Source organism: Ruminococcus sp. OA3, from assembly GCF_022440845.1.
Classification (GTDB): Bacteria; Bacillota; Clostridia; order Lachnospirales; family Lachnospiraceae; genus Ruminococcus_G.
The window spans coordinates 3,438,191-3,450,550 of sequence record NZ_JAKNTO010000001.1; the positions used below are offsets into that span (position 1 = coordinate 3,438,191).

Genomic DNA, 12,360 nt, shown 5'->3' on the forward strand with positions numbered 1-12,360 from the left:
TTGTTTTTTGTTATATTCGTACAGTAAACGTATAGACAACAGAAGGAAAACACGATAGAATATAGACATACAGAAAGGAGGGTTTTACATGACAAAGCAGATAACAGTATCCCGCATTTTGTATTGCGCAGCCCTTTTATGTACCGGTGTGTTACTGGCATTATTTTCCTGATATCACACACAATATTTTTTAAATTAACATTTTACGTTGCGTTTGACGCACTCTTTTATACCTCTCAATAATAATTCAAAAAGAAATCCGGCCAGAATCAGATTCTGACCGGATTTCTTTTAAAGTAAAGGTTCTAAAAAAGGATTTAAGTTTAGGATTTTATGTTAAGGGATTAAAATTGAAATTCCCTGACTGCCTCAAAGCATGCTGCAATATTTTCCGCAGGCACATTGCCCATGATGTTGTGGATTGTGTTAAATACATATCCACCGCCTCTGGCCAGTACGTCCAGACGCTCTTTGACCTGTGCTTTCACCTCTTCCGGTGTCCCCGTCGGGAGCAGACCCTGTGTATCGACTCCGCCTCCCCAGAAGGTTATACGGCTGCCGTATTTTTCTTTCAGTTCATGCATATCCATTCCCACTGCACTCAGCTGTACTGGATTCAGGATATCCACTCCCATATCGATGAAATCTTCGATGAAGATCTTCATGGCGCCGCAGCAGTGGAAATGCGTCTTCCAGTTCGTATGCTCATGTACCCAGTCATTCATTCGTTTGTAGTACGGCTTATACAGCTCGCGGAATGTATCCAGGGACATGATCGGTCCCACCTGCGTTCCGAAATCTGTTCCGCTGATGTTGATGGCATCGATATTGTCACCGACTGCCTGATAGTAGATTTCCAGACTCTTCAGCGCATTCTCTGTCTGCATTTCGAATACCTCATGGATATATTCCGGGTACAGCAGCTGTGCCATGCACCAGTCCTGATAAGTACGGATTCCCTTCGGCTCCAGCACATGACCACCCGGAATCCCGGAAGGATCCCCGATCCCGCCCATGCCAAAACATCCGAAGACTGCCTTGTCCGTCGTATCACGAAGCAGCTTCGCGTTCTCCGCATACCAGTCGGCATCCTCGTCGCTGATCGGGTTGAAATCGTCTTTGAAGTCCTCCGCGGGTGTCAGGTTATCTTCATCAAATCCCGGGGAGCGGTTGATCGCATCAAAGAAATACCCTCCTTCCGGCATCACATAACTCGGCGCATAGTTTTCATTTCCCTGCGGGTGCAGATAGCTTTTTCCTGACGCATCGATCTCATATTTATGTTTTGCTGATATTTTTACAGGTGTACCGTCCGGCATAGTGAAATCCTGCATTGGTCCGTGCAGCGGAACCCCGACACAGTCGTTGGCACATGTCAGCCCGATCACATCGATATCCATCCTGTCGACAATGTCTGCATCCATCGCACCAATCATCTGGGATGTCTCGTAAATCTGGATCGGTTTCTCCTCCAGTCCATAATATTTGCGAAGGCGGTACAGCGCGCACGCACTGATTCCGGAATTATAGGTGGATCCCAGATCAATCGGTACCTTATCCGGCTGTTTGTGGTTTAATGATGCTAATACCCGTTCTCTCGAGTTCATAGTGATATCCCCTTTCAAATTTCAATATATGTAACTTTTTCCTCTGTTGATAATATGATTTTAACACCCATTATTTCGTGAATCATTAGTTTTTCTTGATGAAAAATAGTGTAATCTTGGCTTTTACATTTTCTCAAAATGTAGTATGATTGAGAAAAGCTTTCCACAGGAGGTGACCTCTATGCTGCACAACGAAAAAGGTGTGATCGGAAACTCTGTGATGTGTTTTCATACACCCAGCACAACCGCTCTTGATTACCTGTTCTATTATAATTATTCCGGACTGTTTTACTGTAATTCAACCTATCGGATACAGCGGGCAATGAACGAATTTTATGAGCCGTATCTGTTTGTCTTCGTCAATAAAGGCTGCATGCATCTGGATTATCTGGGGAAGAATTATTCCGCATACCGTAATGAGTGCCTTTTATTTGACTGCCGCCAGGCACACTGCTATTACGCAGATGACAACACAATTTTTCAGTTTGTGCATTTCGGCGGAAATATCAGCGACTATTACATACAGAAACTATGCGAAAACCAGCAACACGTTTTTAAACCTCTGAATCCACAGGCGATATCGGCATGTTTTTCCAGAATACTGGAATCCACAGAAGAAAACATCCCGAACGAACATCTGATCTCCAGTGACATTCACCAGCTCCTCAGTCTGATGATGACCAGCCGGGAGACGTTTTCTTCTCTCAATGCCAAGCGTGTTGCATCAGCAGTTCATTTCATGGAAGAACATTTGAATCAGGATATCACTCTGGATGACCTGTCCGACCAGGCTGGTTTGAACTCTTATTACTTCAGCAAACTGTTTAAACAGTATACTGATTCTTCCCCCTACGACTATCTGCTGAACCTGAGGATCTCCCATGCCAAAATGCTTCTGATGACTGCTTTTGATTCCGTGGCATCGATAGCTGAGCAATGCGGATTTAACAGTCCGGCTCACTTTATTAAGATTTTCAAAAAGAAAGTAGGAAGCACCCCTCTGCAGTACCGCAAAACTCATGCCAGTATATAAGCGTACAGGACAGCGCCTACGCCGCTGTGCGATCCCGCCGGGCGTTTTGTACTGGGGGCAGGGATTCCTGTGCAGGAAAAAGGCCCGGAGCCACCCTGTCAAAACACGGCGCTCCGGGCCATAACCCACTTACTTTATTTATTGTGAGGGGACCTTTATCCCTCAATGGCGATATACTTCTTCTCTTCAACCTCCGGCTCTTTCTGTTCAGCCTTTGGGATGCACAATTTTAATACACCACTCTCGTATCTGGCACGGATATCCTCCCGCTTCACGTCTTCCCCAACGTAGAAAGATCTGCTCATGCTGCCCGCATAACGTTCCCTGCGTACAAACTTTCCAGTTTTCTTTTCTTTCTCGTCTTTGTCAATTCCCTTTGACGCACTGATTACCAGATATCCGTCCTTAAGCTCCAGGGACAGTTCCTCTTTCCTGAAACCGGGCAGATCAATATCTACTTCGTAATGGTCACTGTGTTCCTGTACGTCTGTTTTCATCATATTTGCCGCATGGCGTCCGTACAGTTTTTTCTGTGCTTTCTGTATTGCCTTATCATCGAATACAGAAAAATCAAAAAAGTCGTCAAATAAATCGTCGAATAAACTCTCTCCAAAAATACCGGGTGTCATCATAAGTCATCGCTCCTTTTCCTGTTAAAAATAACCTGTCAGCTGGAACTGGGGATGATCAGGAAGAAACAGTAAACCTCTGACTGCTTTCTTTCTTCCGTCCTCTCTTGTTCTATTTGTGTTATAACACACATTCGCTCATCCGTCAATAGGAAGCGCCGACATTTTTTGTGAATATTCTGTGACCCTTCTGCACCCCTTTTAAATTCACCCCAAAGTCACAAATAGCGGACAGACAAAAAGCAGACACACCTCCTGCTGGTGAGTCTGCTTTCACAGAATCATGGTAATTATATTAAAAGCTTACGGAATTTGCCGCCTGACACAAAGACCATCAGAAAGCTTCCAAAATTATTTCTTTTCCCGCTCGTTTCCATATGGTACAGCACAGGCTGTGCAATCACAGTCGGCATATTAAAAAAGCATTCCGATTCCGGCAGCAATCCCGGTTCCACACAACGCATAAAATTCTCCTGTCTGCGGCTACGCTTTCAACATTTCATTCAGCTTAGCTTCCAGTGCATCCGCAAGTGCCCTGTGGCCTTCCCTGTCCAGATGTACCCCATCCTCCCTGCACGGACCGGTAACTTCCATGGCGTTCAGATACTCACACCCATAAGCTTCTGCAACTTTCCGATACTCTTTGTCCAGCTGCCTCGATACCTCCACGGAACCTTCATCAAAATACCCTTCCATCGTGTCTCCCGCATAGTCCGCAGTAACCCCCGGAGGGCAGACGATCAGAATCTTTGGTGCCTCCACGCCGTCCCACATCTGTGGTGACTGCACCATCCTGACATTTCGTTCCAGCGCTTTGGCTATCTCAACAGCGGAATTGCGAAATTTTCTTTTCGTATCATTCGTGCCAAGCATAATAACAAAAATGTCGATTGGATCATGTGTACACAGAAGCATTGGCAGCACTTTGCTGCCGTTTCTGTCCGGTTCCAGGCAGTCGTCGAGTGCATTGGTGCGCCCCTTTAGTCCTTCCTCTACTATACGGCACCCCTGAAAGCGCTGACCGATAATTCCTGTAAAGCGTACATCTGACGGAAACCTCCTTGTTGAAACCGCATCATATCCCCACGTGAGGGAATCACCAAAAAACATAATTGTCTTCATCTGTTAATCCTCCAATTCTGTCAGTTTAATATTTTTTATTATACACCCGGATCCTTTACCTTTCAAATGGATAAAAGGTGTCTCCAGAAATCAGAGACACCTTTCTCAACAGACTACTGTGCTGCGACTATCTCATCGAAGTTCTCAGCCGTCATATCTTCCAGTTCAATATTTGTTCTTTCATCAATTTCTTCGCCTTTGTATACACGCTCAGCAATTTCGCCGCACAGTGTACCGATACTTGGCCAGCTTACAAAGATTGCGTAATCTTCATCTCCGTCAGGTATCGGATATCCGTCCTCAGCCCCGAGATGCACGACACCAACGGATGTGACCTCTTCATTCATCCGGGCCGCTTTCAGTGCTTCAATCGCTCCGGCGATCATTGTGCTGTTTGCTGAAACAATACAATTTATCTTTTCACCATGGGTCTGAATCCAGTCTTCTGTCACCTGCATTGCAGTCGCTGCGTCAAAATCCCCTGACTGTGAGGAGAGGACTGTCAGATCATCGCGTGATTCAATTCCCTGCATAAAACCTTCTTCACGCTGAACGGATGCCTCACGCCCCGGTGTCCCCTGCAGATAACAGATATTAGAGTTCTCCGGAAGATTTTCTGCACACCACTCACCTTGTCTTTTACCCAGTTCTACTTCATCAAACCCAACAAACTTCCACTCTCCGCCGGATGCTTCCGTCCCGACCATGAATACCGGAATGCCCTCTTCATTGCAGGCCTTCACTGAAGTCGTATTTCCTTCTGTGTCAACTCCGATGATAAACATCATATCAACGCCTTTGCTGAGCAGAGTCTCAACATTCGTGGTCTGTTTTTCAATGTCTTTTGCGGAATCTGCTGTCAGCGCTTCCACTTTATCTGCACCGACAGACTTTGCAAACTCGTCACTCTCAACGTATTCTATAAATTTCTGCATTGCCGGATAACATGCAGTATCACCATTATCGATATTTACAAATCCGACACGATAAACATAGTCTCCGCTTTTCTCAGATGCATCTTCTGACGCTTCCCCGGAATCAGAACTGCTTTCCTGCTTTCCCCCACTGCCGTCATCTCCGGAACTGTTACCACCCGAGCCGTTTCCACACCCGGCCAGAGTCCCGATACAAAGCATTGAAGCTGTAACCATCGCCAACCATCGTTTTGCCATTTTTCTTTTCATTATGATCATACCTCCTGATCTCTCAATAATTATAATTCCTTATTTAGTTGCCATTATACTCATGCACTGCATTTATCATTGCCACAATGTTCTCAACCGGTGTATTGCACTGAACAATATGTATGGAGTTAAAAATAAACCCTCCGCCCTCCCCAAAAATTTCACACCGTTCCAATACCTGCTCCCTGATCTGCTCCGGTGTTCCGAATGGGAGTAATTTCTGTGTATCAACGCCTCCGCCCCAGAACGTGATTTTACTGCCAAAATCTTTTTTAAGCCGTCTGGGGTCCATCCCTCTTGCGGAACACTGAACTGGATTTACCGCATCAAACCCAGCTTCAATCAGCCTGGGAATAAACGGATACACGGCTCCACAGGTATGCTTTAACGTTTTCCATTCTGTATGTTCATGCACCCAGTCATTGATTCTTTTATAATAAGGCAGATAAAACTCATCAAACACTTCCATTGAACACATCTGCGAGATCTGTGTGCCGAAATCAGCTCCGCAGATATAAGCAACATCTACGGCGTCTCCTACGATATCATATATTTTCGTCCAGTTCTCGATCATACGGTCAACCTGATGAGAATAAACATCGTGCACATAGTCCGGATATAAAAGAGGTGCTGCAAACCAATCCGGTATACTGCGGATTCCTTTTGGATCTTTCAGACTGTTGCCCGGTATGTTTGCCGCATCTCCAAGTGCTGATCCGCCTGGAATCATCACAACAGCTTTATCTGAATTTCTGAAAGCATCTACCCGCTGACGAAGGAACTCAAGACTCATATCTGAAATCGGTCCATACTCTTCCAGATTGTCTTCATAGTTCATATCATCTTCATCCAGGTCTTTTTGCCGGACAAGATCATCAAAATAATAACCTCCTGCGGGAAGATGACCGCTTGGCGCGACGCTGGTATCCCCTTCGGGATATATGTAATATCCTCCTTTCCCATCATCCCTCACTTCAAAATTCTCCGGAACCAGCACTTCCATCCCTCTGTATTCCCAGCTTTTCCAGTTTTCTGTGTTTTTCAGACCGAAACACAGATCATACGTAGGAAAAGGTTCACAGTCAACCCCCATCACATCCCGCAAGTCTTTCTCAATCTCGCCCGTCATAGTGGAGACATCCCAAATACGTACCGGTCTTTTTTCCAGTCCATAATAATCTCTTAAGGCTGCCACACACGTTGCATTCATCATGGAACATACATGGCCGCCGAAATCTATGGGTATCTTATCAGGCTGTTTATGATCCAGCGATGCCAGAACTCTCTCTTTTGATGTCATATTTATCTTACGCCTTTCATTTACACTGTTCATATTCTCATCCAGCCCAATTGTTCGCGCGCACAGTTTGGGCTTATTAAAAACTGTTCGCTGTATAGTCCCATGTTGTATGACTGTTCGCGCGCACAGTTATTATGAATTTATCTTACCTCAAACTTCAAATCCTGTCAATATTTTTTGTATATTTTGCTGTATTATCCATAAACCACCTTCATTTTTTGTCTATATTTATTCAAAACAGGCCGCATTGTAGATGTTAACATCCAATATCTTCCCTGGGTCACAAGTCCCATAACGAAAGGCATCTCTCAGGAGCAGCAGTGAATAATAGCTCTGCATATAAACATCCTGATCGATAATATAATCAAATACTCCCTTTTTTAGATACTCGATCGTTTCCGGTGCTGTATCATGGCAGACGACATACGGAGGCTGGAGGGATGAATGCTCTTCTAAAAAAGCTCCACATGCCTCATTCGGCTCCACCGACATATAAATTCCCCGTATATTCTCTTCCTCTTTAAAAATTTCTTCCAGACACCGGTACGTGACCTCGTAATTCTGGTCGGTATGAAATACCTTCCACTGCTCTTCCTGAAAGCCGCGTTTTTTCAATTCATACACAAATCCGTCTACACGTTCCTGATGAGCATTATACTGAGGTATGCCGCAGCCGATTACTATTTTTTCACCAGGTCTTATAAGACTTGCCATAATATTTCCGGCAACTCTGCCGCTCTGATACAGATTCTGCCCTACGAAACACGTCCTGTGACTTTCCGGAATATCTGAGTTAAACGTAATGACCGGCATCCCCTGCTGCACCAGCCAGTCAATTTTCTCCGATATCTCAGGAAAACTTGGCGCCTTGATCGCAAAACCACAGATTTCCTCCTGAATCATAACGTCAATTTTCCGAATAAATTCCCCGGCATCGGATGAATTACAGATTGCTACTTCCACTGTAATACCGAAATCCTTGAGTTCCTTTTTTGCATCATGGATCCCCTGCATGATTTTCGCGTTATAATCTTCAGAATCTGTTTTCTGAAACATCGCGCATACTTTCTTTTCATTTTTGCTGTACGCAAGCGCACTCGCTATTTTATTTCGTTCATAGCCCAAAGCCTGAAGTGCTTCCCGAACCCGCTGCTCTACCTCCGGTTTAACATTCCCCCTCCTGTTAACCACACGGTCAACCGTTCCTCTTGACACTCCAGCATATTTTGCCACCTGTTCCAGTGTCACTTTCATATTCTTCTGCCCTCCATTCTAATCCCAGATAATTTTTACTATAAGCGGAAAATACTCAAAAGTAAAGAGGGACTTTTCACAAAAAGCCGTCCGTTTTTTCAACGGACGGCTCTTCCATTTAGATATGATAATGTTCATATTCCGTTTCGCAGGGGCTGCCTTTACAAAAATAGATATCCCCTGCCGTCAGATTGACGATCATGGAGAATACGGTTCCCATCCGCAGTCCCTCCGGAACTTTTGGATTGTCGTGACGGCAGATGGAATTTGGAAATTCCACATGATCCTTCAGTACTTCCTTAATATGATCCACACTGATATAATTTCCCATTTTCCGCAGCAGCTTGTCTGCCCTGCCCAGTCTGACAAAACTGTCAGTCAGTTTATATTTTGTCGTATCTTTTCTCGGCAGAATCGGCAGTCTGGCACTTAGAAAATGATTCGTATGTACGATGATTCCGTCGTGCGGGTATAAAACATCGAAATCCGCATTTTCTATCTCCACATCAACACATTCCCCGTTTCTATGCCCCAGCATAAAATTTGCGCAGCAGCCAAGCTGCATACGGGTTACCTCCGTCAAAGCTTCCGACAGCGTCTCACAGTCCATGACTGCCCGCATGGCTATGTGCAGAGGCAGACCGCCCGGAGCCTGATCCGTGGACAGGGCATTCAGATAGACGTTCAGTCCCGCGCTGTTAAATCCGGTCTTTCCGATGATTCCCGCCTCCGTAACCATAAAAATACTTGGCTTTCCATTCTTCTGATGAATTTTCATCATGACCATATTGGCTCTCTGACTGGTTTTCCAGTCCCAGTTATGGGCACAGAGCGCTTCACCATTCATCGCTCTGTCGCGGGTGATGCCGATGGACGTACAGCCGCCGTCCTGTTTATCAAATTCCTTACCCACAAACACGATCTCACTGCGGCAGTTCAATGCCAGAATATCTTCAAATTCGAAGCCGGATCCGTCAGCTACTCCCCGAATCTCTTCCAGATAGTCAGCATTAAATTCTCTGATCACATCAATAAATTTTCTGGAAAGTTCTTTCGCCCTGCACCACTCCAGATTGGAGTAGTCCATAAACATTTTCTTATAGCACTCAATACTTCCCTGAATATGTTCCCGAAAGTTCTCACCTTCCTGAAACCCGATTTCGTAAGAAGTTCCTTCAATTTCAATATAGGGGAAAATACTCATCGATATACTCCTTTACTTATTCTGCCTTCCCTCGACCCAGGTCCTGAATGCGATCGTCATCCATCCATAAAACAATCCGATTGTCAGATAAACCATTTCTGTAATAAAACAGTTTATAAATGTGGCTCCCGGAACATAATTCATGAACAGGAAGAACGTACCGCAGGATATATAACATGCCGCAAGATGATTGAATACTCCCGGCAGCAGTTCGTAATAGAATAACAGCCATGCGACAATGAAAACAGCAGGCACCGATGCAAATGCACCAAGCGCTCCGAACAGTCCTCCCATCACAAAGATCATGATACCTGCCACAATACCGACAAGGAATGCGACAAAGGACTTGATTCCCCCTTTGATGTTGCAGCCTGACATGAAATAAGTAGGCCATGCAAGAAATACGATGGCGGAAAATCCCAGGTTGGCAGCCGGCGGAAATATTCCATGAAATAAGATATCCAGCAGCTGAACAGAACATGCCTGAAGGCCTACAAAAAGTGCGATCGGTGTAAGTTTTTTAATTTTTTCCATTCTATCCCTCCCAATATTTTGTTTCTATTCCAACACAGAAAGAAAACAATCCAGTGATTTTTGTATCAGCGCAGGAGAAAGCCCCTGCACAATAAAGACAATACGGGATGTCTGATCCTCATCCGGCCATTCATCCAGATGCATCGGTGGTGTGATATGACTCTGTACTGCGTTCAGCACTACAGGTCCGAGCGCCCCCGGAACATTCAAAAGACCCTTGATCCGCAGAATACTTTTGCCATGGCGATGCAGCAGCGCGGAAAGCCAAATCGCAAATGCTGTCCAGTTCAGAGGTTCTTCTGTGCGTATTGCAAATGTCTGTATCTCGCTTGCCTCTTCATTTTTATCTTTATGGTAACCCCGGATCATAACATTTTTTCCGTTCTTCCCCTGATACCTGCCAGATGAACGATTTGACTTCAGAACCTCAATCGATGGCAGTCGTTTCAGCCAGTGCTGTACCTCCGAAGACTTTGTCTCCGGATCAAAGGGATCGATAGTAAACAGCTGTGTCCAAAGGGATTCTGATCTGCCCGCATCCAGCACCATTGCCATCGGATTGACTGCATGAATCTTTTCACGTGTGCGGGTGATCTCCTCCTTTGATGCAATATCTGTCTTCGTAAGCACAAGACGGTCTGCAATAGCAGCCTGCCGCATACTTTCCTCATGGTCACACAGCTGATCTGCACCGAACATCGCGTCGATCGTTGCAATGATATTGGCTAGCCGAACCTGTCTCTTAAGCAGCAGATCTCCGTCCAGTGTCATGGCGATCGGCGTAGGATCTGCCAGTCCGGTTGTCTCTATGACCACACGGTCAAAAGGAGCAATCAGACCGCGATCCCGGTTATCGATCAGTTCCCGCAGCCCCGTCTGAAGATCCTCCCTCAGGGTACAGCAGATACAGCCGTTTTTCAGCACGATCGTACTCTCCGTAAGTTTCTGCACGAAGAGATGATCCAGAGACACCTCTCCCAGTTCGTTGACGATCACTGCGACACCTGCTCCTTCTTCACAGCTCAGTAAACGCTGTAAGATTGTGGTTTTGCCACTTCCCAAAAAACCTGTTAATACCGTAACAGGAATCCTGTCATCCATCTTTCTCACCCCTTTAATTGTTGTATTGCTTCCAGATAATCCTGATCCAGAGGATCCACCGGGCACATACCTATCGTATCTGCAGTCATCCAGACATGAGCAAGATCGTCTACCACCTTTGATTGTCCGGTCGGACCCTGGATGGTGAGTTTCGTATAAAAATCTCTTAATTTAGTCCTGCCCGGGGACAGCAGTATATTTACCATCCGCACCAGATTTGCGCGTTCTCCGGTTTTTGTCACCCCATCATCTGTACCGATCCCTTCCGGATTTCCGGCACGTTCCAACCAGTCGGCGCCTCCATTTAACACACCGCATGCTGCACACATAAAAATCCCTCCTGACCATGCAACGAAAAAGTCCTGGCGAAGCAGTAAAAGCCGCACCATAAAGGTGCAGCTTTACAGTCGCAGATAAACAGCTCCATATCTTTTTGTTATACGTGCAGACCGCTGACAACACCCAGGTCATCCTTTGTCCCGAAAGGAACACGTCTGCGGTAATCAGCTGCTGCATCTTCCATTGTACAGAAGCTGACGCCATCGTGGCGTTTCATATGGTCGATCAGACGCTCCAGCATCATAAGAACGTGCGGCTTACAACCGGAAACATCCGGATGGATCGTGATATTGATAACTGCATAGTCATAATGACGATATACCCAGTCAAACTGATCCTGCCAGATCTCACCAAGTGCCGTTCCTGTTACCCAGCCATGGCTGTTGGAGGATGCTTTTACAAACATCATCGGCGGTGCGTCATCCAGGTGCCAGCTGCAGGGAATTTCCACAAGATCTACTTCTTTTCCCGGAACCCATGGTTTCATCCAGTCTTCCGCCGGTCCGTTGTAGTTGATCTTTGTCCAGCTGTCGCCGATGCGTACATAGTATGGCCAGTAATCGTCTTCCATCAGACTGCTGTCATAAGTAATGCCCCGTTCAAACAGAAGTTCCACGGTATTATTGCTCAGCTCCCACCAGGGCGCCTGGTATCCCACAGGCTTCTTTCCGGAGATTTTTTCGATGGCACTGATCGTACGGTCCAGAACATCCGCCTCCTGCTGTCTCGTCATAGCCAGCGGATTTTCATGAACGTATCCGTGGATCGCAATTTCATCACCGGCATTGTTCACCCGGTCACAGATCATGTCAGCTGCCTTTGGAAAGCTCTCCATAGAATGACCGGTCACACCCCAGGTTACCGGAATACTGCAGCGGTTAAACAGATCGATCAGTCGCGGAACACCGCGCTTTGCTCCATGCACACCACGTGAGATATCACAGGGAGAGTCCTCGCCTCCCCACGATCCAATCCAGAGAGAAACAGCGTCGAAATGAGGGTTGATACAGATCTTAATGTCTTTGTTAGTACTCATAGGTGTTACCTCCTTAA

13 protein-coding genes are annotated in these 12,360 nt (G+C 45.9%); 1 reads left to right on the forward strand and 12 read right to left on the reverse strand.

Translation table 11 applies throughout. The annotated features are described in order from the left end of the window. Positions 1-344 precede the first annotated feature (344 nt). Positions 345-1,607: a uroporphyrinogen decarboxylase family protein gene (locus tag MCG98_RS15655; RefSeq protein ID WP_240302819.1), complete on the reverse strand. Its 1,263-nt coding sequence runs from the start codon at positions 1,605-1,607 to the stop codon at positions 345-347. A 181-nt stretch (positions 1,608-1,788) separates the two neighbouring features. On the opposite strand from MCG98_RS15655, the gene MCG98_RS15660 reads away from it, so the two are divergent. Further along, complete coding sequence (locus tag MCG98_RS15660; protein WP_240302820.1) at positions 1,789-2,640, forward strand: AraC family transcriptional regulator; 852 nt, start codon at positions 1,789-1,791, stop codon at positions 2,638-2,640. A 155-nt stretch (positions 2,641-2,795) separates the two neighbouring features. Here MCG98_RS15660 and MCG98_RS15665 read toward each other — a convergent pair whose 3' ends face one another. The 11 genes from MCG98_RS15665 to MCG98_RS15715 all read right to left on the reverse strand — a co-directional run bounded on the left by MCG98_RS15665 (position 2,796) and on the right by MCG98_RS15715 (position 12,343). Next, positions 2,796-3,272, reverse strand: a complete 477-nt coding sequence (locus MCG98_RS15665) for an Hsp20/alpha crystallin family protein (RefSeq protein ID WP_240302821.1) — start codon at positions 3,270-3,272, stop codon at positions 2,796-2,798. Positions 3,273-3,559: 287 nt separating this feature from the next. Continuing rightward, on the reverse strand, positions 3,560-3,733 hold the full coding sequence (locus tag MCG98_RS15670; protein WP_240302822.1) for a hypothetical protein: 174 nt from the start codon (positions 3,731-3,733) through the stop codon (positions 3,560-3,562). Positions 3,734-3,752: 19 nt separating this feature from the next. After that, positions 3,753-4,391, reverse strand: coding sequence for an SGNH/GDSL hydrolase family protein (locus MCG98_RS15675; RefSeq protein ID WP_240302823.1), 639 nt, complete (start codon positions 4,389-4,391; stop codon positions 3,753-3,755). A 113-nt stretch (positions 4,392-4,504) separates the two neighbouring features. Continuing rightward, positions 4,505-5,575 carry a sugar ABC transporter substrate-binding protein gene (locus MCG98_RS15680; RefSeq protein WP_240302824.1) on the reverse strand — a complete coding sequence of 357 codons (1,071 nt, stop codon included), beginning with the start codon at positions 5,573-5,575 and terminating at the stop codon, positions 4,505-4,507. A 43-nt stretch (positions 5,576-5,618) separates the two neighbouring features. Continuing rightward, positions 5,619-6,908 (reverse strand): uroporphyrinogen decarboxylase family protein, encoded by a 1,290-nt coding sequence (locus MCG98_RS15685; RefSeq protein ID WP_240302825.1) that lies wholly within the window; start codon positions 6,906-6,908, stop codon positions 5,619-5,621. Positions 6,909-7,103: 195 nt separating this feature from the next. Further along, a complete protein-coding gene (locus tag MCG98_RS15690; protein WP_240302826.1) occupies positions 7,104-8,129 on the reverse strand; it encodes a LacI family DNA-binding transcriptional regulator in 1,026 nt (341 codons plus the stop codon). Between the two features lie 118 nt (positions 8,130-8,247). Continuing rightward, complete coding sequence (locus tag MCG98_RS15695; protein ID WP_240302827.1) at positions 8,248-9,333, reverse strand: C45 family peptidase; 1,086 nt, start codon at positions 9,331-9,333, stop codon at positions 8,248-8,250. A 12-nt stretch (positions 9,334-9,345) separates the two neighbouring features. Next, positions 9,346-9,867: a DUF1097 domain-containing protein gene (locus MCG98_RS15700; protein ID WP_240302828.1), complete on the reverse strand. Its 522-nt coding sequence runs from the start codon at positions 9,865-9,867 to the stop codon at positions 9,346-9,348. A gap of 24 nt (positions 9,868-9,891) precedes the next feature. After that, positions 9,892-10,968, reverse strand: coding sequence for a GTP-binding protein (locus MCG98_RS15705; protein ID WP_240302829.1), 1,077 nt, complete (start codon positions 10,966-10,968; stop codon positions 9,892-9,894). A 5-nt stretch (positions 10,969-10,973) separates the two neighbouring features. After that, positions 10,974-11,297 carry a hypothetical protein gene (locus MCG98_RS15710; protein ID WP_240302830.1) on the reverse strand — a complete coding sequence of 108 codons (324 nt, stop codon included), beginning with the start codon at positions 11,295-11,297 and terminating at the stop codon, positions 10,974-10,976. Positions 11,298-11,404: 107 nt separating this feature from the next. Continuing rightward, positions 11,405-12,343: a polysaccharide deacetylase gene (locus MCG98_RS15715; protein WP_240302831.1), complete on the reverse strand. Its 939-nt coding sequence runs from the start codon at positions 12,341-12,343 to the stop codon at positions 11,405-11,407. Positions 12,344-12,360 lie beyond the last annotated feature (17 nt).